This window comes from Streptomyces qinglanensis, from assembly GCF_900111245.1.
GTDB lineage: Bacteria > Actinomycetota > Actinomycetes > Streptomycetales > Streptomycetaceae > Streptomyces > Streptomyces qinglanensis.
In genome coordinates, this window is sequence record NZ_FOGO01000014.1 from 139199 (window position 1) to 160595 (window position 21397).

The window sequence follows — 21397 nt, forward strand, 5'->3', positions numbered from 1 at the left end:
GGGGGAGTCCCAATGAAGCGGATGCGTCACCTCAAGCTGATCGCCGCCGTCACGCTCGTGCTGGTCGCGTTGAGCGGCTTCAGCCCCGCCCGTTCCTCGGGCGGCCGCGGCGGCAGCAAGAGCCACAGCAAGAGCCGCAGCGGGCACGGCGGCGGCGGTTGCAGCAGCAAGAAGTCCAGCAGCCACAGCTCCAGCCACTACGACAACGACTACGACAACGACTACGACAGCGACGACAGCTACGGCACCACCACCTCCGGCAGCTCCAGCAGCTCCCGCCAGGACCGGGCCAGGGGCTCGGGCACCGTCACCGAGTGCGCCGCGGCCAAGGGGAAGAAGCTGAAGAACCGGGACGAGCCCGGCGCCACCGTGCGGGTCCGCAACTCCGGTGGGAGCAACGGCACCTTCGACGTCGAGGTGGCCTTCCGCGACGGCAACCGCCAGATCGTCGACACGGGCTCGGCCATCGCCGTGGTGCGCCCCGGCCGCAGCAAGACGGTCCAGGTGCCGATGGACCACCCCGACCAGCTGTCCAAGGTCCGCGACTGCGAGGTCACCTCGGTCTCCTGAACCGGCCGGTGCCGGGGGCGACCGCCCCCGGGCACCGGCCTCCGGGGCCACCGGTGCCGGGGGCGACGCCACTCAGGGAGTGGAGCGCCCCAACAGGAACAGGCTGCCCAGGACGACGAACACCGTGATGACGATCAGGGCGAGGCCGACCGGGTTGTTCGGGTTGTACACATACCGGCTGGTTCCCCAGCGGCTGCGGATGAAGACGGGCTCGTGGTCGCGCTTGTGCATGCCGGAACAGTAGAAGGTGCGAGCCGCCGCTGTCGGGGGCCGCACCCGGCAGTCTCGGCCGCCCGCACCTTGCCGGGCCGCGCCGCGCCCCCCTCCCGGAGCCCGGAGCCCGGCGCCCGGCGCCCGGCGCCCAGAACCCGGCGCCCGTCGGCCGGTTGCCTCAGCGGTCCGAGCGGTCCGAGCGGTCCGAGCGGTCCGTCCCTCGGACGCCGTATCGGCAAGAGGTCCCGGACCACACCGCTAGCGGGTGCGGAAGGCGCCCCTGCCGCGCTCGCGGAACAGCGCGGCCTGCTGCCGCGGCGGCAGGTTGCCGAGTGCGATCAGGGGCGGGGCCTGGGCCATCGCCTGGTTGCGGGCCGCCTCCTTCGCGGCCCACACCGCACGCACCGTGCCCTGTACGGCCGTGGCGGGGTGCCGGGCCAGCACCCGGGCGCACTCCAGCGCCGCGGCCAGCGCCCCGCCGACGGGCGCGAGTTCGGAGACGAGCCCGGTCTCGTAGGCGCGGCGTCCGGAGATCCGCTCCGCGGCGCCCATCAGCGCCATCCGCGCGACCTCGCCGAACGGCATCCGCTGCGCCATCCCCATCGCCTCGTAGGCGCCGACCATGCCGTAGCTGGTGTGCGGGTCGAAGAAGGCGGACTCCTCGGTGGCGACGAGGAACTCCACCTCGCTCAACAGGTAGAAGGCACCGCCGCAGGCCATGCCCTCCACGGCGGCGACGACCGGGACCCACAGGTCGCAGCTCTTCGGCCCGATCGACAGCAGCGGGTCCTCGATCGCGAAGGGGGCGTGCGGCTGCGGGACCGCGTCCTCCGCCTCGGCGGCGGCCCGGTCGATGCCGGTGCAGAAGGCCCGGCCGCCCGCTCCGGTCACCACCGCGGCCCGCACCGACTCGTCCGTGCGCAGATCGCGCCAGACGCCGGTGAGCGCGCGGGCGTCGGCCAGGTCGAGCGCGTTGTGCTTCTCCGGACGGTCCAGCGTGACCACGGCGATGCCGTCCTGCCGTGCGACGCGGATGCTCATGGCCGCTCCAGCACCCAGCGCGGCAGTGTCATCCGCCGGTCGCCGCCGCCCAGTTCCCGGAAGACGGCGCGTACCGGTGCGCCGATACGCAGCCTGTCGCCGGGTGCCGAGCCCAGCGGTGCGTCCGGTGCCGCGACCAGGTTGCCCACCAGCCGGATCGCCGGGTCGTCGGCGAGTTCGACCACCAGGACGTTGTAGGGGGCCGCCTCGGCGTACCCGGGCAGCAGCGGCGGATGGGCCACCACATAGGACCAGATCCGGCCGCGGCCGCTCGTCCGCTGCCAGTCGCTGTCGAACGACTGGCAGCGCGGGCAGCACGGCCGGGGCGGGAAGCGCCGGGTGCCGCAGCCGGCGCACGCCTGGACGCGCAGTTCGCCCGCGGCGGCGTAGGACCAGAACGGGGCTCCGTCGTCGTCGGGTACCGGCAGCAGCAGGCCAGTCTCCGCCGGAGAAGGCGCAGGCGGCGGTGTCCGCGCGGGCATCGGGAATCAACTCCTCAGCAGCAGTGCGGAGGTGGGCACGCCCTCGCCCGCCGTGACCAGGCAGGTGGCGGCGTCGGGCACCTGGGCGGTGGAGGTGCCGCGCAGTTGGCGGACGCCCTCGGTGATCAGGTTGAAGCCGTGTACGTACGCTTCGCTGAGCCCGCCGCCGGAGGTGTTCAGCGGCAGCCGTCCGCCGATCTCCAGGGCGCCGCCCTCGGTGAAGGCCGCGCCCTCGCCGCGCCCGCAGAACCCGTACCCCTCCAGCGAGAGGGGGACGAGTGCGGTGAAGGCGTCGTAGATCTGGGCGACGTCCACATCCTGTGGACACAGGTCGGCGTGCTTCCAGAGCTGCTGCGCCGCCGTCCAGGCCGGGCCGCGCAGGGGGTCCTCGGCCCAGTAGTTGACCATTCCGTGGTGCTGCGCCGGCAGGCCCTGCGCGGCGGAGTGCACGTACACGGGTCTGCTGCGGCAGTCGCGGGCGCGGTCGGCCGAGACCACGACGCACGCCAGGGCGCCGTCCGTCTCCAGGCAGTTGTCGAACAGGCACAGCGGCTCGCTGATCCAGCGGGAGGTCATGTACATCTCGCGGGTCAGCGGCCGCTCGTACATCATCGCCGCGGGGTTCTGGTTGGCCCGGTTGCGGCACGCCAGCGCCACGTTGAACAGGTGGTCGCGGGTGGCGCCGTACTCGTGCATGTAGCGCCGGGTGAGCATCGCGATCTCGTCCGCCGGGCGCAGCAGCCCGAAGGGCCGGGTCCACTGCGCGGGAGTGGGGAGCTGCACGGTGGTGTTCCGCCAGGGGCGGCCGCCGGAGCCGCGCTTGCGGGAGCGCCAGGCCACGCCCACCGTGGCCTGGCCGGTGGCCACGGCGGCGGCCAGGTGTGCCACGGTGGCGCAGGATCCGCCGCCGCCGTAGCCGGCCTTGGCGAAGAACGTCACGTCGCCCGCGCCGATGGACTTGGCGACCTCGACCTCGTCGGTCTCCTCCATCGTGTACGAGGCGAACCCGTCCACCTCGGCGGGCGCGATACCGGCGTCCTCCAGCGCCGCCAGGATCGCGCGGCAGGCCAGGGTCTTCTCGGATTCGGGGAGCTGCTTGGCGAACGGCGTCCGGCCGATGCCGACGATCGCCGCGGCGTCCTTCATGGCGTCCTCCCGGCTGTGCGTGGGCGGCCCTCGTGGGCGTACCCCTGGCGTCTCCGGTGCTGACAGTGCGGGAGGCTACCGCTAATCTGACGATGTGTCAGGTGCTGGGTGTGCCGGTGCCGGGCCGCGGCGGACCGCCCGCCGCGGCCCGGCACCGGCTCCGGCACCGGAAGGTCCGGCCCGATCCGACCAGGGAGGCGCACGGTGAGCGGTACGGCCCCTTCGTCCGCGGACGGAACCACCCCGCGGACCATCCCCGAACTGGTGCGCACCGCGGCCGAGCGGTACGGGCCGCGCGAGGCGGTGGCCGACGGGCGCACCCGGATCAGCTACGCAGGGCTGGGCGAGCGCGTCGAGCGGGCCGCGGCGGCCGCGCTCGCCTCCGGGCTGCGACCGGGCGACCGGGTGGCCGTCTGGGCGCCCAACACGGCGGACTGGATCGTCGCCGCACTCGGCGCCGTCACCGCGGGCGGCGTCCTGGTACCGCTCAACACCCGCTTCAAGGGCGCGGAGGCCGGCTACGTGCTGGCCCGGACCCGTGCCCGGCTGCTGTTCGTCACCGGCACCTTCCTGGGCACCTCCTACGTCGCGGCGCTCCGCCGCGCCGCGGGCCAGGGGCCGGGCGCGGGACCGCTGCCGGGCCTGCCGCACCTGCGCGAGGTGGTGGTGCTCGCCGACGACGCGCCGGAGGACTTCCGCACCTGGGCGGACTTCCTGGCGGGCGGCGCGGCCGTCCCGCCGGAGGCGGTGCGCGCACGTGCGGCGCGGATCGCCCCCGAGGCACCGTCGGACATCACCTTCACCTCGGGCACCACCGGCCACCCCAAGGGTGTGGTCCTCACCCACGAACAGACCCTGCGCGTCTACGCGTGCTGGAGCGAACTGGCCGGACTGGCCGCAGGCGACCGGTATCTGATCGTCAACCCGTTCTTCCACAGCTTCGGATACAAGGCCGGGATCATCGCCTGCCTGCTGCGCGGCGCGACGATGGTCCCGCAGTCCGTCTTCGACGCGGAGGCCGCGCTGGCCCGTGTCGCCGCCGAGCGGATCAGTGTGCTGCCCGGCCCGCCCACCCTGCACCAGGCGCTGCTCGACCACCCCGCCCGCCGCCGGTACGACCTCTCCGCGCTGCGGCTGGTGGTGACCGGTGCGGCCGTCGTCCCGCTGGAGTTGGTCGAGCGGCTGCGCACGGAACTGAAGGTCGGCACCGTACTGACCGCCTACGGGCTGACCGAGGCGTCCGGGACGGTGACCATGTGCCGCCGTGGCGACCCGGCCGAGGTCGTCTCCGGGACCTCCGGACGCGCCATCCCGGGTACGGAGGTGAAGGTCGTGGCCGGCTCCGGTGCCGAGCAGCCCCCTGGTGCGCCGGGCGAGGTGCTGGTGCGCGGCTACCACGTCATGTCCGGCTACTTCGAGGAGCCCGGGGAGACGGCACGGGTGCGCACCCCGGACGGCTGGCTGCGCACCGGCGACGTAGGAGTGCTGGACGCCGACGGCAACCTGCGCATCACCGACCGGATCACGGACATGTTCGTCGTCGGAGGCTTCAACGCGTATCCGGCCGAGATCGAGCAACTCCTGCTCCGCCACCCCGGCATCGCCGAGGCCGCCGTGGTCGGCGTCCCCGACCGCCGCCTCGGCGAGGTCGCCAAGGTCTTCGCCGTGCGCCGCCCCGGTGCGACGGTGACCGCGGACGACCTGATCGCCTGGTCCCGCCGGGAGATGGCCAACTACAAGGTGCCCCGCGAGGTCGCGTTCGTCGCCGAACTGCCCCGCAACGCGGCAGGGAAGGTCGTCAAGGCGCGGCTGCGCGCGCGGCGCTGAAGCCGCTCCCGCAGGCAGGCGCGGCAGCGCGCCCCGGGCCGGAAACGGCTTCGCGCCGGAAACGGCTCCGCGCCGGGGCGGACGGTGCGGCCCCGGCGCGGACCCGGGCCGGGCGCACCCGGCTCAGGTGGAGTGGTCGATCTGCCGCGTGAGCGGCACCGGCGATCAGGTGGAGTGGTTGTTCTCCGTGTGGGCGGCACCGGCGGTCAGGTGGTGCCCAACGGACGGCTGCTCGGCGGTGGCGGCGAGGGAGGGCCCTGCCAGCAGGCCGACGAGGCCGAAGGCGAGCGCCGTTGCGGCAAGAACGCTTCTTACACGACTCACGGTGACTCCATGTCGGTTCGGGATCGAATGCTTGTGCCTTGACTGTTCCGTACCCAACTCCGGGCGTTCTGCCCGGAGAACGGGCGGCGGTTCCGACCCGGCCCCGTGCGGATTCCGGCACGGCGGTCGGGTCCGCCGGGTGCGGGCCCGGCCCGCACCCGGGCGGTGAAGGCGCGGGTTGCCATCGACGACTCCCCCTCTACGCCGTCGATGGCGACCCGCGCTTCTTCCCCCCTGCGGTGATGGTCTCGTTACCGGGCGGCGCCGACCTCGGCCTGCTCGGGCTCCCCGGACTCCTCGGATATCCGGGACTCCGCGGATGTCCGGGACTTCTCGGATGTCCGGGACTTCTCGGATGTCCGGGGACTCCGCGGAGTCCCCGGACTCCTGCGACGCCTCCGGAAGGATGGTGCCGTGGTTGTTCTGGGCGATCATCGGCGAACCGGTGCCGTGGTTGTTCTCCGTGCTGGGTGCACTGGTGCCGTGGTTGTTCTCGGTCCCCGTTGTGGACACTTCCTGCTCGTCCACGGTCTGCTCGTGAGTGGCCATGGTGGCTAGCTCCTCGATCTGGGGCGTTGGGTCCCCTGTCGGAGACCCGCCCGGCAGCTCCCCCGAGGACCGCCGGACGGGTCTGTTGCGGCCGCTCACCGTACCGGGGCCAGCGGCTTCCCCTGACCCGCCTGCCCCCCGACGCGGCGGATCGTTGGGTAAGAGCATCGCCGAGAGCGATAAACGATTGATGAACGCCTGATAATCGCGACCGCGAGGCGGCTCTCAGCGCTCCGAGACCCGCGTCAGCAGCTCTCTGACCTCGGCACTCTCGGGCGAGCCGAGCGGCTCGAAGATGGCCAGCGCCTCTTCCAGGCAGGCCCGTGCACGGCGGGCCTGGCCCAGCCGGGCCAGCGCCTTGCCCAGGACGACGAGGACCGTCGCCTTCCGCCATTCGCCGCCGATGACGCGCAGCGCGATGGCCTGCTCGGCGTGCTCGGCGGCCCGGGCCGCGTCCCCGGAGAGCAGGTGCGCTTCGGCGATGCGGAAGTGGGTGACCCCCTCCCAGCGCGACTGCCGGCTGACGTGGAAGATCTCGCGGGCATCCGTGAGGTGCTGCAGCCCCTCCGCCACCCGCCCGGCGGCCGACAGCGCGGAGCCCAGCGTGTAGAGCGCGTTGGCCATCCGCAGCGTGCTGTCCATCTCCTCGTAGATCGCCACGCCCTGCATGGCCAGTTCGACCGCGCTCTCGTGCCGCGCCAGCGCGGTGTGGACCCGCGAGAGGTTGCACAGCGCGCTCGCCTCCGAGGGGCGGTTCTCGTCCGCGCGGAAGGCCAGGATGGCCGCGTCCAGGTGGCTTTCCGCCTCCTCGTGCCGGCCGAGGTAGGTGGTGAGGATGCCGAGGTCGTTCGGCGCGTAGGAGCAGGAGAGCGGGTCGTCCGCGGAACGGCCCAGCGCCAGGGCGCGCACCGCCTCCGTCTCGGCCTGCGGGAACCGCCCGGCCAGCGCATGGGCGTGGGTCAGCATGATGCCCGCGCGCGCTCCCGGGAGGGCCTCGCCCGCCCGCTCGGCGGCCTCCCGCACCGCTGCCGCCGCCCGCTCGTAGCGGAGCGAGTGGACGCCGGAGTCCGCGAGGTCCTTCGTGGCCACGAGCAGATCGGCGGCCGGGCGGAGGGCCCCGCGGGAGGCCGCCTGCCCGATCGCCGCCATCAGGCACTCCCCTTCGGCGAAGAGCCACTCCAGGGCGCTCTCCTGGCCGGGGAAGTCCAGCCCCCGGCACACCGGCGGGCCGAGGTGGTCGACGGTCCGGTCACGGGGGTGGTCCCAGGCGAACACGTGTCTCGCCGTGGCCAGGTAGAAGTCCAGCAGCCGGGCGGGCGCCGCCTCGCACTCGCCGGTGGGCTGCTCGTCCCGCTCCGCGCACGCGCGGGCGAAGAGGCGGACCAGGTCGTGGAAGCGGTAGCGGCCGGGCGCTGCGGACTCCAGCAGGGAGGTGTCCACCAGGGACTCCAGCAGGTCCTCGGCCTCCTCCGGGGCGCGGTCCAGGAGGGCCGCGGCGGCGTCCAGGGAGATGTCCGGCCCCTCGGCGAGGCCCAGCAGCCGGAAGGCGCGGGACTGTTCGCGGTCGAGCTGGCCGTAGCCGAGTTCGAAGGTGGCCTTCACGGCCTGGTCGCCGACCTGGAGTTCGTCCAGCCGGCGGCGCTCGTCGCCGAGCTTGGCGGCGAGCGCCGAGACGGTCCAGGTGCGGCGGGCCGACAGCCGGGCCGCGGCGATCCGGATGGCCAGCGGCAGGAACCCGCAGGCCGCCACCACGTCCATGGCGGCCTCACGCTCGGGGACCACCCGCTCCGCGCCGACGATCCGGGTGAAGAGGGCGAGGGCCTCCTCGGGGTTCATCACGTCCAGGTCCACCAGGTGGGCACCGGCCAGGTCGACCAGCCGCGCGCGGCTGGTCACCAGGGCGGCGCACCCGGAGGTGCCGGGCAGCAGCGGCCGCACCTGGGCGGCGTCCCGGGCGTTGTCGAGCAGGGTCAGCACCCGGCGCCCGGCCAGCAGCGAGCGGAAGAGCGCGGAGCGCTCCTCGGTGCCGCTGGGGATGGCCGAGTCGGCGACGCCGAGCGCGCGCAGGAAGGAGCCGAGCACGGTCTCGGGGTCGACCGGGGCGGCTCCGGCGCCCTGGAGGTCGACGTAGAGCTGGCCGTCGGGGAACCGGTCGGCGGCGGCGTGGGCCACATGGATGGCGAGGGTCGTCTTCCCGACGCCGCCGATGCCCGCGACGGCGGAGACCGCCATCACCGTCCCGTCGGTCTGTGCCAGTTCGTCGCCGAGTTCGGCCACGAAGGAGGCCCGGCCGGTGAAGTCGGCCACGGTCGCCGGGAGCTGGGCCGGCCGGGTGGCCTCGGTACCGGGTGCGGAGGGGTCCTCGGCCGACTGGTAGGCCAGCTCGTCGTCGGCCTCCAGGATGCGCTGCTGGAGCTCGGACAGCTCGGTGCGCGGGTCGACGCCGAGCTCGTCGGCGAGCAGCTTGCGGGTGTCGGCGTAGACGGCCAGCGCCTCGGCCTGCCGTCCGCTGCGGTAGAGAGCGAGCATCAGCAGCTCCCGCAGCCGCTCCCGGAGCGGGTGCGCGGCAGTGAGCGCGGTCAGTTCGCTGACGGCCTCGGCGTGCCCGCCGACCTGGAGGTCGAGGTCGAGCCGGAGCTCCAGCAGGCCCAGCCGCCACTCACCCAGCCGGACGCGCTGGTGTTCGGCGTAGGGGCCCGGGACGTGGGCGAGCGGTTCGCCGGCCCACTGGGCGAGCGCGGAGCCGTACAGCTCCCGGGCCGCCTCGCGGTCGCCGGCCGAGGCCGCTTTCTCGGCGCGTACGGCGAGTTCGTGCGCCCTCTCCGCGTCCAGGGTGGCCTCGGGGCCGGTGCGGACGGCGTAGCCGCCGGACTCGCTGACCAGGATCCCGGCGGCGGAGCCGAGGGCCTTGCGGATGCGCGAGGCGTAGGTGCGCAGCGCGGCCTTGGCCCGGTCGGGCGGTTCCTCGCCCCAGATCGCGTCGATGAGCTCCTCGGCGGTGGAGGTGCGGCCTCCGGGCAGCAGCAGCGCCGCCAGCAGCGCCTTCTGCTGGGGTGAGCCCATGGTCAGCTGCTGGTCCCCGCGCCAGGCGCGGACTGGACCGAGCACAGTGAAGTGAAGCTGGTTCCCCTGACGCTCCGTTCCGACCTGTTCCTGGTCCCCGGCGCCCATTGGTGTGCCCCCTGCGAATCCGCACTCCTCCGTTCCCCGCACGGGTCAGTCTGCCTTGTTCTCGTCAATTCCGTCAGCCGAGTGCCGGCCTCTCTACGAACCCTTCGAATTCGGAGGGCGAGGGGGCCGTCGCGCAAGGTGTCGGCAACGCAGAGCTGACGGGCCGTCAGATCAGCGTTACCGTAGCGGCATGGAGACCTTTCCGAAGATCATCTCGGTGGACGACCACACGGTCGAACCCCCGCACGTGTGGCGCGACCGGCTCCCCTCCCGCCACCGCGAGGCGGGCCCGCGCATCGTCCGCGCGCCGCTGAAGGAGATGACCTTCGTCGGCGGGAAGTTCGCGCCCACCATGGGCGAGCCCGGCGACGAGGGCCCGCTCGCCGACTGGTGGGTCTACGAGGACCTGCGCCGCCCGCTCACCCGGCTGGACACCGCCGTCGGCTACGACCGGGACGAGGTACGGCTGGAGGCCATCACCTACGAGCAGATGCGGCCCGGCTCCTACGACGTCCGCGCGCGGCTGGCCGACATGGACGTCAACCACGTCCAGTCGGCGCTGTGCTTCCCCACCTTCCCCCGGTTCTGCGGACAGACCTTCACCGAGGCCGAGGACCGCGAACTGGGCCTGCTGGGCGTGCGGGCCTACAACGACTGGATGGTCGAGGAGTGGTGCGGCCCGCAGGCGCAGGGCCGGTTGATCCCGCTCACCCTGGTGCCACTGTGGGACGCCGAACTGGCGGCCGCGGAAGTGCGCCGCAACGCCGCCCGCGGCGTGCGCGCCGTCTGCTTCTCGGAGATCCCGCCGCGCCTGGGACTGCCCTCCGTGCACACCGATGCGTGGGACCCGTTCCTGCGCGCCTGCGACGAGACCGGCACCGTCGTCGCGATGCACATCGGCTCCTCCAGCCGGATGCCCTCCACCTCCGAGGACGCCCCGCCGGCGGTCGGCTCCACGATCACCTTCGCCAACTGCTGCCTGTCGATGGTCGACTGGCTGATGAGCGGAGTCTTCGACCGCTTCCCGCACCTCAAGATCATGTACGCCGAGGGCCAGATCGGCTGGATCCCCTACATCCTGGAGCGGGCCGACGTGGTGTGGGAGGAGAACCGGGGCTGGGGAGGCGTGGCGGACAAAGTGCTGCGCCCGCCCTCCGAACTGTTCGCCGCACACGTGTACGGCTGCTTCTTCGACGACGCGTTCGGACTGCGGAACGTGGAGTCCATCGGAGTGCCCAACATCCTCTACGAGACCGACTACCCGCACTCGGACTCGACCTGGCCCCGGTCCAGGGAGGTCGGCGAGGAGCAGATGGGGCACCTGTCCGCGGACGTGGTCGAGCGCATCGTCCGCGGCAACGCCATCGACCTGCTCGGCCTGACGGACGACGGGCTGTGGCCCGGACCCTGAGGGGGACCGCGTCGCCGAACCGGTGCCGGCCCTCTGGGGCGCGTCGCCGAACCGGTGCCGGCCCCCTGGGGGACGGCAGCCGGGCCCCGGGAGGCGTGGCCGGCGCCGAGGAGGCGGCGGACAGCGGCTGCGGCCCGGCCCCGCGGGCCGTCCGCTCCCTGCCGCCGACTGCTCGGCCCGGTCCGGCGGCGGGCCGTCCGCAACCCGCCGCCGGCAGCTCGGTTCACCCTCGGGGCTCAGCCCAGCGGCCGCACCGGCAACGACGCGAAGCCGTGGGCGATGGCCGAGGGCACCTGAGCCAGCTCCTCGGGCGGAACGGCCAACGCCAGATCCGGGAACCGGTCGAAGAGCGCGGGCAGCGCGGTACGCGCCTCCAACCGGGCCAGCGGCGCACCCAGGCAGAAGTGCACTCCGTGTCCGAACGCCAGATGCTCACCGCCGGGCCGCAGGACGTCGAACTCAGCGGCTGTCCCGCCGTACTTGACGGGGTCGCGGTTGGCCGAGGCGATGGTGGACACGATCGCGTCACCCTGCCGGATGGTGGTCCCGTCCGGCAGCTCGATCTCCTCGACCGCGAAGCGCAGCGGGAGATTGGCGATACTCGGGGCCCAGCGCAGGGTCTCCTCGATCACATCGTCCCAGGACGCCTCGGCCTCCCGCACCAGGCGGAGTTGCTCGGGATGGGTGAGCAGGGCGTGGACGGCGTTGCCGATCAGGTTGACGGTCGTCTCGTGCCCGGCCCCGATCATCAGCAGCAGGGTGTCCAGCAGCTCCTTCTCGGAGAGTGCGCTGCCCTCGTCGTCCCGCGCCGAGACCAGCACGCTGGTCAGGTCCTCACCCGGCTCGGCGCGCTTGGCCTCGCTCAGCGCGGTGCAGGCGGCCTGCATGTCCACCGCCGTCTGCCCGGCCTGCTCGGCCGTCAGTGTGGTGTCCATGATCAGGTCCATCAGCCGCTTCATCTCGGGCCGCTGCTCCTCGGGAACCCCGAACAGCTCGCAGATGACATTCATCGGCAGCGGATGCGCGTAGGCCGAACGCAGATCCAGCGGCTCGCCGCCCGGCCCCTCCTGCCGCGCCCGGACCTCCATGGCGTCCAGCAGCTCGGTGGTGATCCGCTCCACACGGGGCAGCATGGCGGCCGTCCGGCGTGCGGTGAACGCGGGCGCGACCAGTTTCCGGAGCCGCTTGTGGTCCTCCCCGTAGGAGCACAGCATGTTCTCCCGGTCGAGCCAGGTCAGCAGCCAGGTGTCGCGGAACTCGCCCCGCTGCCACGGAGGCCAGTGCTGACGGGGGTCCTTGGAGACCCGAGGATCCCGCAGCAGCTCCTTGAGCACCTCGAACTCGCTGATGTACCAGGCGTGCACCCCGGCGGGCAGCTCGACCAGGGCGGCGGATCCCAGCCCGCGGATGTGTGCGGCCTCGCCGTGGATGTCCCGCCCCAGCGGATCTATCCGGACTGCCTGCTGCTGCGCTTCCACGGTTTTCCTCCTGCGGAGTCGGGACTGACCGGGCTGAACCGCGCGGGCAGCGAGACGAGTCCGCGCTGGAACGGGCCCGGCCGCCAGGCCAGCTTGTCGTAGGGCACCGTCAGCTCGATGTCCGACAGCCAGGCGGTGAGCCGCTCGATGGCCGTCGTGGCGATGAGCAGTGCGGGCTGCTGCGCGGGGCAGGCGTGCGGTCCCGCGGCCCAGGCCAGGTGCGCGCCGCCGCCGGATCCGGCGGCGCCCGTGCTCTCACCCGGCGCGGACCGCCCGCTCTGCGTGGAGGCCGCCGCGTAGGAGACCAGCACGAGCTGGCCCGCCCGCAGCCACACCCCGTGGAAGTACACATCCCGGCGCGGGTAGTGCGCCGAGTAGTTGGCCATCGGCGGCTCGTTGCGCAGCACGTCGTGCAGCGCGTCCCGGGCCGTGAGGGCACCCCCGGAGAGGTTGCCGTAGTAGCGGTCGTCGACCAGCATCCGGCTGAGCGCGTTGCCGATCAGGTTGGAGAGCGGCTCGTAGCTGGCGCCCAGCGTCAGCACGATCTGGTGGACGATCTCCTCGGCACTCAGCATGGCGGGGTGCTGCATGAACCAGGACGTCAGATCCTGGCCGGGCTCCCGCTGCTTGAGCTGCGTCAGTTCGGTGACGTAGCGGGTGTAGGCGGCGTCGGCGGCCGCCGCCTCCTCGGGCGTCTTGCCGTCGAACATCCCCATGATGCCCTGGATCAGCAGCTCGCTCTCCTCGTCGGGCAGACCGAAGGCCCGGTTGAAGTAGAGCAGCGGCAGCACACGGGCGAACTGGCCGATCAGGTCCGCCTCGCCGTCCGCGGCGAAGCTCGCGATCAGGGAGTCGGCGACCTCCTGGACGTTCCTCCGCATCTCGTGCGGTTCCTGCCGTCCGAAACTGTCGGCGATGACCTTCCGGTAGCGGGCATGTGTCTCACCGTCGGTGAACAGCGCGTTGGGCCGGCCGCGCAGCATCGGCATCACGGCCGAGTCCTCCGGCACGTTGTTCAGCCAGATACTGGAGTCCTTCGACCAGGTGGCCGGGTCGTGCAGCAGGTCGAGCGCGGCCCGGTAGTCGATCACCAGCATGGCGCCCACCCCGGGGGCGATCTCCACGGGGGCGAGCGCGCCGTACTTGCGCAGCCGGTCGTAGACGGCGTACGGGTCCGCCGCGAACTCCTCCCCGTACAGCGGGGTGACCTCGTGGTTGGGCCGGGACAGCGGCGGCGGCATCTGGCCGGAGGACTGTTGCCCCGGCGCTGGGACGGTGCTCAAGAGGGCTCCTGGGACGGCTGCGGCTGGCTCTGCTGTTGCTGGTCGAGGGCTTCGAGGACGTGGCTGACGAGTGCGATCAGCGCGTCCGCCGACTGGCTCCGGTCGCGCGCGTCGCACACCACCAGCGGGGTGTCCGGGTGCAGGTCGAGATGGTCCCGCAGGGTCTCGGCCTGGTGCTGCGGGGAGTCGGGGAAGGAGTTGACGGCCACCGCGTACCGCAGTCCCGCCTCCTCGATCATGTCCATCACCTCGAAGGAGTCGGCGAGGCGACGGGTGTCCGCCAGCACCAGGGCGCCCAGCGCGCCCCGTGCGATGTCCTGCCACAGCGGGCGGAACCGCCGCTGCCCCGGGGTGCCGAACATGTACAGCACCAGATCCCCGGGCAGGGTGAGCCGCCCGAAGTCGATGGCGACCGTGGTGGTGGTCTTGTCCCGCACCCCGGCCAGGTCGTCGACCAGCGCGCCGGTGCGGGTCATCACCTCCTCGGTGTGCAGCGGCTGGGTCTCGGACAGCGAGCGGATGAAGGTGGTCTTGCCCACCCCGAACGGACCCGCGACCAGCAGCTTCACCAGCGTCTGCGGCTTGTCGTCCAGATATATGGAGCCTGCCGGCGCCGCAGAGCCCGACGGGGTCTCCGGACTAGGAGGACTTGAGAGTGCGGAGTCCATTGAGAACTTTCTCCAGAATCTGCCGCTCCGGCAGTTCGGCGTCGGGAATCGGGGCGCGGGCCATCAGCCGGCCCGCGTCCACCAGGTCGGCCACCAGGACCTTGACCACACTGACCGGGAGCCGCAGATGCGCGGCGGCCTCGGCGAGCGACAGCGCACCGCCGCGCAACAGCTCCAGCAGCCGGATCTCCTCCGGGCGCAGCCCGGAGACCGTCGCGGGATCCGCCGCGCCGTGCAGCACGGTGAGGCGGTCGAGAGTGTTGCGGCTGGGCCGGGCTCGTCCGGTCGTCGCCAGATACGCAGGCACCAGGCGCCTGCCGTCACGGGGCGGCGGAGTCATGTGGTCGTGTCGTTCCTCGCCGGGCTGCTCATGGTCTTCGCACCCAGCGACGCGACCTGTACCTGCATCTGGTGAGTGACCACGCCCATGTTCACGTCGGGGCCGGCGAAGACGGCCAGCGTGGTGTTCTCACCCGCGGGGATGGCGAAGACCCAGCCGTGGTCGGACTCCACCACGGTCTGGCGCAGCCGCGCCTCGAACGACCCGGCGAACGCCGCCGTCGTCGTCCGGGCCGCGCCCTGGAGCGCGGAGAGCATCGCGGCCACACCCTCCGCGGCGTCCCGCTCCAGGTGCGGCGAGCGTCCCTCGATGAGGCCGTCGCCGGAGATGACGGCCGCGTGGATGACGTGCGGCAGCTCCAGCAACGGGCCCAGCACCCATGAGGTGTCGTCCCGGAGTGCCCTGCGTGCGGGGATTGTCATTCCTGCGGATTCCCTTCAGCGGAACGGGGATCGGCGTAGTGGTCGTCGGCGACCGCGAAGCCGTGATGGGGGGACGGTGCTGCGGACGCCGGGTTCGCGCCACCCGCCTCGGTGCCCTCGTCGACCGCCGCGCGTCCCGAGTTGGTGCCGCGCTGGAAGGCCGCCCAGCGCTCCGCACTCTGCTCAGGCGACGCCTGCGGCTGCTGCGGGGCCTGCGGCGGCTGTGCGTGCCGCCCGGTCGACTGCGACTGCGGCGCTTCCTCGGCAGGCACCTGGCCCGCGCCCGGCGCCGCCCCCAGGGTGGCGTCGGGCGCGGGCCGGCGGCGCCTGCGGCGCGGCAGGTCCTCGTCGGACGGCGCGCCCTGCTGAGCGGCGTCCTGCCCGGCCTGCGCGTACGCCGAGGCGGCGGTACCGGCCGCGGGTTCGCTCTGGGGCGGACGCTGCGGCACGGCGTGCCCGGGCAGCGTGGAGGGGACCGGCGGGGCGGCGCTGGCGTTGCTGCGCGGCACCGGGGCCATGGGGGACATCGGCTGCTCCTCCTCGTCGAGCAGCGTCAGCAGCGGGTCGCCGGGGATGTGGACGATGGCGCGTACACCGCCGTACGGGGACGGCTCCACGGACGCCGTGAAGCCGTACTGCCGGGCGAGCTGCCCCACCGCGGCGAAACCGGTCTTGGGCGGGTCGCCCAGCTCGGTCAGGAGCGTGGTCTCCTGGCCCGACATCATGCGCTGGGCACGTTCCATCTCCTCGGCGTGCATGCCGACACCGGCATCATCGATGATCACCGAGGCCCCGCGGTTGCCCTGCTGAATCGTCACTGCCACGGGGAGCTCGGGGTGCGAGTAGTGCAGCGCGTTGGCGAGCAGCTCGGTGAGGACCACGGCGCCGGGCTCCACGGCCCGCGCCACCACGCCCACCGGGTCCCGGAGCTGGTTCGTGACCTGGACGCGCTCGTAGCCGCTGAGCCGGGACATCGCGCCGACGACGATGTCGCCCAGGTGCGAGTTCTGCCGGGTCAGCCCGGGCCAGGCGCCGCAGACGATCGCGGTGGACTGGATACGGCGCAGGGCCTGCTCGTTGAGGAAGTCGGCGGCCAGCAGGTCCTCGGCCACGAACGGGTCGTCGTAGCGCTCCTGCATCGTCTGCAGCCGCGTCTGCAACTGGTAGAGCAGCGCCTGGATGGTCGTCGTCGCGCCTCGCATGGAGGCCTGCGCCGCGCCGTCCACGCGCAGCCGCTCCTTGGTGACCGCGTTGCTGACCTGTTCGAGCACCGCGGTCAGCGCCCGGTCCAGCTCGGTGCCCTGGAAGTTCGGGTCGAGCAGGCCCCGTACGGGGACGTTCGGGTGGGCGAGTGCGGCGGTCAGGTCCGGGGCGCGGGCGGCCGCGAGGTGCCGGACCTCCGCCTCGGTCGCCTGCGCCCGCCCGGCGAGGGCCGCCTGCTGGCGCAGCGCGTCCTGCAGGTCCTTCTCCGCGGTGGCGGAGCGCTGCCGCAGCCGCTTCGCCTCGCGCGCCGAACGCGCCAGCAGGAGGGCGAGTGCCACGGCCGCCGCCGTCCCCACGGACAGGATGACGGTCAGCGCCACCGGTATCTCGGTCATCGGCGTCCTTGAGCGATTGGATTGTCGTGCGGGCCGGCCAGTCCGCGGACTGCTCGCGAACTGATCAGTGAACAGCAGTCGTGCCATGTTCTCTCAGTGGCGCAGCGCGCGCAGCCAGATGCGGAAGCAGTGCTCCTGATTACCGAGCGCAAACGCGCCACGCGGCGCTGAGGCTAGCACCCCTGAGCGATTCTCAGGCACCTGGTCCGTCGTGTGGATTCCTGGACCCTCCCGCGCAGCCCCTTGTCTGACGGGTCGTCAGGTCACACGATGGTCCGGTGCTGACTTTCCCTCCCGGGCGGACGGCCTACGGCATCCAGCTCCCGGTCCAGTCGCAGAGCACCCTCTACGCCGAGCCCTGGGAGGCCGCCGCCGGCCCCGCCGAACTGGAGGCCGTCGCCCGCGCCGCGGACCGGCACGGATACGCCTACATCGGCTGCTGCGACCATGTGGCCGTGCCCCGCAGGCTGGCCGGTGCCATGAGCACCGTCTGGTACGACCCGGTGGCCACCCTCGCCTTCCTGGCCGCCGCCACCGAACGCGTCGCCCTGCTCAGCCATGTCGCCGTCGTCGGACTGCGCCACCCCCTCGCCGTCGCCAAGCAGTACGCCACACTCGACCGCCTCTCCGCCGGGCGGCTCGTCCTCGGCGTGGGCGCCGGGCACGTCCGCGAGGAGTTCGAGGCGCTCGGCGTCGACTTCGCCGCGCGCGGCGCGCTGCTGGACGAGTCCGTCGACGCGCTGAAGGCAGCCTTGGGCGAGGAGGAGTTCCCCTCCTTCGCGGGCCGCCGCTACGCCTTCGCCGGCCTGGGCCAGCAGCCGCGCCCCGTGCAGCGCCCCCGGCCGCCCCTGTGGGTGGGAGGCTCCTCGCCCCGCGCCGTGCGCCGCGCCGCGCTGCGCGGAGACGGCTGGCTCCCGCAGGGCGACCCGCGCGAGGCGCTGCCGCCCAAGATCGACCGCATCCGGCGGCTCCGCGCGGAGGCGGGGCTGGCGGCGGAACCCTTCACCGTCGGCGCCCTCGCCGAGCCCCTCTACATCGGCCGCCCCGCCTGGGACGTGGGCCGCCGCACCTGCCACGGTGCGCCCGCAACCGTCGCCGAAGCGCTCCGCCCCTACCGCGCCATGGGCGTCACCCAGCTCCAGCTCCGCTTCCGCAGCCGGTGCGCCGAGGAATTGCTCGACCAACTGGCCCTCTTCGCCCAGGACGTCGCCCCGCTCCTGGACGAGCGCTAGGTCCCGCACGCGGCGTCCTGTGCGCCCGTGTCCGGGTCCGGGTCCGGGTCCGCGTGCCTGTGTGCCGGGTGCCGGGTGCCTGCATGCCTGGGTGCCTGCGTGCCTGGGTGCCTGGGTGCCTGGGTGCCTGGGTGCCTGGGTGTCTGGGTGTCTGGGTCCGTCTGTCCGTCGGAGCCCGTCTGTTCGTCTGTCCGTCTGACCCTGCCCTTCTGTCGGTCCGTCTCCGTCTGTGCCCGGCTGCGCGCTCGGGGCGTCGGCGGGTCCGGTGGACGGGTGCGCGCGAGGGCACCGTGGCGCCGGAACCGGGAGGCCCCCGCCGCCGGTATTTGCTCCTTCGCGGATGGAACGCCACTACCGGTGCATGTGGCAGTGCGCCGGATTCCGCCAGGAAGACTTCGCAAGTCCTCCCGGTGTCGGTGGTCGCTCTTTCACCCTTCCTTCACTGCGTGGCGCCCTTCCCCCGGGCCGGCCGCGGGGCTCTCCGCCGTATTGACGGCCCCGCGCACCGGTGCCAGAGTCGGCCCCAGCGTGATCTGACGCTCCGTCAGAAAATTTGGCAGCATCGCCCAAGGAGATGACACCGTGGAGTTCGGGCTCTTTGTTCAGGGGTACGTGCCCGCCGCGCGGGCCCAGGCCGATCCGCAGGCCGAGCACAAGGCACTGGTCGAGGAGACCGAGTACGTCATCCAGGCGGACGCCTCCGGCTTCAAGTACGCCTGGGCCTCCGAGCACCACTTCCTGGAGGAGTACAGCCACCTGTCGGCCAACGACGTCTTCCTCGGCTACCTCGCCCACGCCACCGACCGCATCCACCTCGGATCGGGCATCTTCAACCCGCTCCCGCAGGTCAACCACCCGGTGAAGGTCGCCGAGCGGGTCGCCATGCTCGACCATCTCTCCGGCGGACGGTTCGAGTTCGGCACCGGCCGCGGTGCCGGCTCGCACGAGATCCTCGGGTTCCTGCCGGGCGTCACCGACATGAACCACACCAAGGAGATCTGGGAGGAGACGATCGCCGAGTTCCCCAGGATGTGGCTGCAGGACGAGTACCAGGGGTTCCAGGGGAAGCACTGGTCGTTGCCCCCACGCAAGATTCTCCCCAAGCCGTACGGGGGTTCACACCCCGCGATGTGGTACGCGGCCGGGTCGCCCCCGTCGTATGCGATGGCCGCGAAGAAGGGGCTGGGAGTGCTGGGCTTCAGCGTCCAGAAGGTCGCCGACATGGAGTGGGTGCTGGAGTCCTACAAGGGCGCGGTCGAGCACGCGCAGCCCGTCGGGGACTACGTCAACGACAACGTCATGGTCACCTCCACCGCGATCTGCGCGGAGACCACCGAGAAGGCCAGGCGGATCGCCGTCGAGGGCGGGCTCAACTACCTCCAGTCGCTGCTCTTCCGCTACCACGACACCTTCCCCCGCCCCCAGGGCATCCCGCAGTGGCCCGAACTGATCCCGGAGTACACCGAGGAGGTCGTCGACCTGCTCGTCGCCGAGGAACTGATGATCTGCGGCAACCCCGAAGAGGTGCTGCGCCAGTGCAAGCGCTGGGAGCAGGCGGGCGCCGACCAGCTCTCCTTCGGGCTTCCCCTCGGCATCCCGTACGAGGACACCATGAACACGATCAAGCTCATCGGCGAGCACGTGATCCCGCACATCGACACCGACCCGGTGCACCGCACCACCCGCTTCCGCGACGCGGCCCGCAACGGCTGACCCCCGCCCGCCCCCCGGCACCACCCGGACGCCCCTCCGGCACCACCCGGACGCCCCCCGGCACCGCCCGGACCGCTGCCCCGGGACCGCCGGGCTCCGCGTGCGGCGCCGGTGGCAGGACGACCGAAGGAGGACCTGCAGCATGCTCGACCACCTCATCACGGGCGCCACCGTCGTCGACGGCACCGGGGCGCCCGGCCACCGGGCCGACGTCGCCCTCCGGGACGGCCGGATCGCCCACGTCGCCGAACCCGGCACGCTCCGCGAGGAGGCCCGCAGCAGTCAGGACGCCACCGGACTCGTGCTCGCGCCCGGATTCGTGGACCCGCACACCCACTACGACGCGCAGTTGTTCTGGGACCCCTACGCCACGCCCTCCATGAACCACGGCGTCACCACCGTCGTCGGCGGCAACTGCGGCTTCACCCTGGCCCCCCTCCACCCCCAGCGCCCCCAGGACGCCGACTACACCCGGCGGATGATGGCCAAGGTGGAAGGCATGTCACTGGTCGCACTGGAGGAGGGCGCGCCCTGGGACTGGCACTCCTTCGACGACTACCTGACCGCGCTGGAAGGCCGGACCGCGGTCAACGCGGGCTTCATGGCGGGCCACTGCGCACTCCGCCGGTACGTCATGGGACAGGACGCCGTCGGCGGGCAGCCCGACGGAGACCAGAGCGGCCGGATGGTGCGGCTCCTGCACGAGGCCATGGAAGCGGGCGCCTGGGGCCTGTCCACCACCCGCTCCAGCACCCACTCCGACGGCGACGGCAACCCGGTGGCCTCCCGGCACGCCGCACCGGCAGAGCTGCTGGCCCTCTCCCGCGCGGTCGGCGAGCACGAGGGCACCCAGATCGAGGCCATCGTCACCGGCTGCCTCGACCAGTTCTCCGACGCGGAGAGCGACCTGTTCGCCCGGATGTCGGCCGCCGCCGGACGGCCGCTGAACTGGAACGTGCTCACCATCGACGCCGCCGTCCCGGAGCGGGTGCCGCGCCAGTTGGCCGCCGCCGAGCAGGCCCGCCGGGAAGGCGGCCGCGTCGTCGCGCTCACCATGCCCATCCTCACCCCGATGAACATGTCACTCGGCAGCTTCTGCGCGCTCAACCTGATACCCGGCTGGGGCGACATCCTCGGGCTGCCGGTACCCGAACGCCTCGCGCAACTGCGCGACCCCGGCGTCCGCGCGGAGATGCTGCGCCGCGCGGACAGCAAGGAGGCGGGCGTCTTCCGCCGCCTGGCCCGCTTCGACCGGTACGTCGTCGGCGACACCTACGCGTCCGCGAACGAAGGGCTGACAGGCCGCGTCGTGGCCGACATCGCCGCCGAGCGGGGCCAGGACCCCTTCGCCTGCCTGGTGGACATCTGCGCCGAGGACGACCTGCGCACCGTGCTGTGGCCGATGCCCACCGACAACGACCCGGCGAGCTGGGAGCTGCGCAGGCGGACCTGGGAGCACCCGGACGTCCTGCTGGGCGGCTCGGACGCGGGCGCCCACCTGGACCGCATGTGCGGGGCGCCCTACACCACACGCTTCCTGGGCGACTGCCTGCGCGGCCGGAAACTGGTCGGGCTGGAGCGTGCCGTGCAGATGCTCACCGACGAACCGGCCCGGCTGTTCGGACTGCGCGACCGCGGCCGGGTCCGCGAGGGCTTCCACGCCGACCTGGTGCTCTTCGACCCGGAGCGGATCGACGCGGGCCAGGCGACCCTCGTGCACGACCTGCCCGGCGACAGTCCGCGGCTCGACTCCCGGGCCACCGGCGTCGTCGGAGTCTGGGTCAACGGAGTCGAGACGGTCCGCGACGACCGGGTGACCGGCGCCGTCCCGGGCCGGATCCTGCGCTCCGGCCGCGACACGGAGACGGTCGGCACCCGTTAGCGGACTCCACCGGGCCGGCCGGGCACCCGGCCTCAGCGCCACGTCCG

The 21397-nt window shown here is 72.8% G+C and carries 19 protein-coding genes; 7 read left to right on the forward strand and 12 right to left on the reverse strand.

Features of this window, described 5'->3' with window-relative positions; translation table 11 throughout:
* The first annotated feature begins 12 nt into the window (after positions 1-12).
* Positions 13-570 carry a hypothetical protein gene (locus BMX65_RS25445; RefSeq protein WP_075002676.1) on the forward strand — a complete coding sequence of 186 codons (558 nt, stop codon included), beginning with the start codon at positions 13-15 and terminating at the stop codon, positions 568-570.
* Between the two features lie 72 nt (positions 571-642).
* Here the strand turns inward: BMX65_RS25445 and BMX65_RS33025 are convergent, their stop codons facing one another.
* The 4 genes from BMX65_RS33025 to BMX65_RS25465 form a co-directional block, all read right to left on the reverse strand.
* The gene (locus tag BMX65_RS33025; RefSeq protein ID WP_162637690.1) at positions 643-801 is read right to left on the reverse strand and encodes a hypothetical protein; all 159 of its coding nucleotides are present in this window, start codon (positions 799-801) and stop codon (positions 643-645) included.
* Positions 802-1041: 240 nt separating this feature from the next.
* Positions 1042-1824, reverse strand: a complete 783-nt coding sequence (locus BMX65_RS25455; protein ID WP_075002678.1) for an enoyl-CoA hydratase/isomerase family protein — start codon at positions 1822-1824, stop codon at positions 1042-1044.
* A complete protein-coding gene (locus BMX65_RS25460) occupies positions 1821-2306 on the reverse strand; it encodes a Zn-ribbon domain-containing OB-fold protein (protein ID WP_075002679.1) in 486 nt (161 codons plus the stop codon). Before BMX65_RS25460 ends, BMX65_RS25455 begins: the two co-directional genes overlap by 4 nt.
* A gap of 6 nt (positions 2307-2312) precedes the next feature.
* On the reverse strand, positions 2313-3452 hold the full coding sequence (locus BMX65_RS25465) for a lipid-transfer protein (RefSeq protein ID WP_075002680.1): 1140 nt from the start codon (positions 3450-3452) through the stop codon (positions 2313-2315).
* A 204-nt stretch (positions 3453-3656) separates the two neighbouring features.
* Between BMX65_RS25465 and BMX65_RS25470 the strand changes: the two genes are divergently transcribed.
* A complete protein-coding gene (locus BMX65_RS25470) occupies positions 3657-5279 on the forward strand; it encodes a FadD3 family acyl-CoA ligase (RefSeq protein ID WP_075002681.1) in 1623 nt (540 codons plus the stop codon).
* 165 nt (positions 5280-5444) lie between these two features.
* Here BMX65_RS25470 and BMX65_RS33030 read toward each other — a convergent pair whose 3' ends face one another.
* Positions 5445-5603, reverse strand: coding sequence for a hypothetical protein (locus BMX65_RS33030; RefSeq protein WP_162637692.1), 159 nt, complete (start codon positions 5601-5603; stop codon positions 5445-5447).
* 355 nt (positions 5604-5958) lie between these two features.
* On the opposite strand from BMX65_RS33030, the gene BMX65_RS25475 reads away from it, so the two are divergent.
* Positions 5959-6144, forward strand: coding sequence for a hypothetical protein (locus BMX65_RS25475; RefSeq protein ID WP_075002682.1), 186 nt, complete (start codon positions 5959-5961; stop codon positions 6142-6144).
* A 233-nt stretch (positions 6145-6377) separates the two neighbouring features.
* Here the strand turns inward: BMX65_RS25475 and afsR are convergent, their stop codons facing one another.
* On the reverse strand, positions 6378-9323 hold the full coding sequence (afsR, locus tag BMX65_RS25480; protein WP_075002683.1) for an SARP-family global regulator AfsR: 2946 nt from the start codon (positions 9321-9323) through the stop codon (positions 6378-6380).
* A 190-nt stretch (positions 9324-9513) separates the two neighbouring features.
* On the opposite strand from afsR, the gene BMX65_RS25485 reads away from it, so the two are divergent.
* Positions 9514-10734, forward strand: a complete 1221-nt coding sequence (locus tag BMX65_RS25485; RefSeq protein WP_075002684.1) for an amidohydrolase family protein — start codon at positions 9514-9516, stop codon at positions 10732-10734.
* A gap of 236 nt (positions 10735-10970) precedes the next feature.
* Here BMX65_RS25485 and BMX65_RS25490 read toward each other — a convergent pair whose 3' ends face one another.
* The 6 genes from BMX65_RS25490 to BMX65_RS25515 are packed head-to-tail and all read right to left on the reverse strand — an operon-like array spanning position 10971 to position 16523.
* Positions 10971-12212 (reverse strand): cytochrome P450 family protein, encoded by a 1242-nt coding sequence (locus tag BMX65_RS25490; RefSeq protein WP_075002685.1) that lies wholly within the window; start codon positions 12210-12212, stop codon positions 10971-10973.
* Entirely contained in the window at positions 12182-13495 is a 1314-nt protein-coding gene (locus BMX65_RS25495; RefSeq protein WP_079172078.1) for a cytochrome P450 family protein, read from the reverse strand. The genes BMX65_RS25490 and BMX65_RS25495 overlap by 31 nt, the downstream gene beginning before the upstream one ends.
* Positions 13492-14163, reverse strand: a complete 672-nt coding sequence (locus BMX65_RS25500; protein WP_388550259.1) for a GTP-binding protein — start codon at positions 14161-14163, stop codon at positions 13492-13494. Before BMX65_RS25500 ends, BMX65_RS25495 begins: the two co-directional genes overlap by 4 nt.
* The gene (locus BMX65_RS25505) at positions 14135-14503 is read right to left on the reverse strand and encodes a DUF742 domain-containing protein (RefSeq protein WP_019359527.1); all 369 of its coding nucleotides are present in this window, start codon (positions 14501-14503) and stop codon (positions 14135-14137) included. The genes BMX65_RS25500 and BMX65_RS25505 overlap by 29 nt, the downstream gene beginning before the upstream one ends.
* On the reverse strand, positions 14500-14925 hold the full coding sequence (locus BMX65_RS25510) for a roadblock/LC7 domain-containing protein (protein WP_075002686.1): 426 nt from the start codon (positions 14923-14925) through the stop codon (positions 14500-14502). The genes BMX65_RS25505 and BMX65_RS25510 overlap by 4 nt, the downstream gene beginning before the upstream one ends.
* Positions 14922-16523, reverse strand: a complete 1602-nt coding sequence (locus BMX65_RS25515; RefSeq protein WP_075002687.1) for an ATP-binding protein — start codon at positions 16521-16523, stop codon at positions 14922-14924. Before BMX65_RS25515 ends, BMX65_RS25510 begins: the two co-directional genes overlap by 4 nt.
* A gap of 278 nt (positions 16524-16801) precedes the next feature.
* Here BMX65_RS25515 and BMX65_RS25520 point away from each other — a divergent pair, with 278 nt between their 5' ends.
* The 3 genes from BMX65_RS25520 (at position 16802) to BMX65_RS25530 (ending at position 21350) form a co-directional block, all read left to right on the forward strand.
* Positions 16802-17755 (forward strand): TIGR03619 family F420-dependent LLM class oxidoreductase, encoded by a 954-nt coding sequence (locus BMX65_RS25520; protein ID WP_075002688.1) that lies wholly within the window; start codon positions 16802-16804, stop codon positions 17753-17755.
* A 582-nt stretch (positions 17756-18337) separates the two neighbouring features.
* A complete protein-coding gene (locus BMX65_RS25525) occupies positions 18338-19468 on the forward strand; it encodes an LLM class flavin-dependent oxidoreductase (protein WP_075002689.1) in 1131 nt (376 codons plus the stop codon).
* A gap of 142 nt (positions 19469-19610) precedes the next feature.
* Entirely contained in the window at positions 19611-21350 is a 1740-nt protein-coding gene (locus tag BMX65_RS25530; protein WP_075002690.1) for an N-acyl-D-amino-acid deacylase family protein, read from the forward strand.
* Positions 21351-21397: the final 47 nt, after the last annotated feature.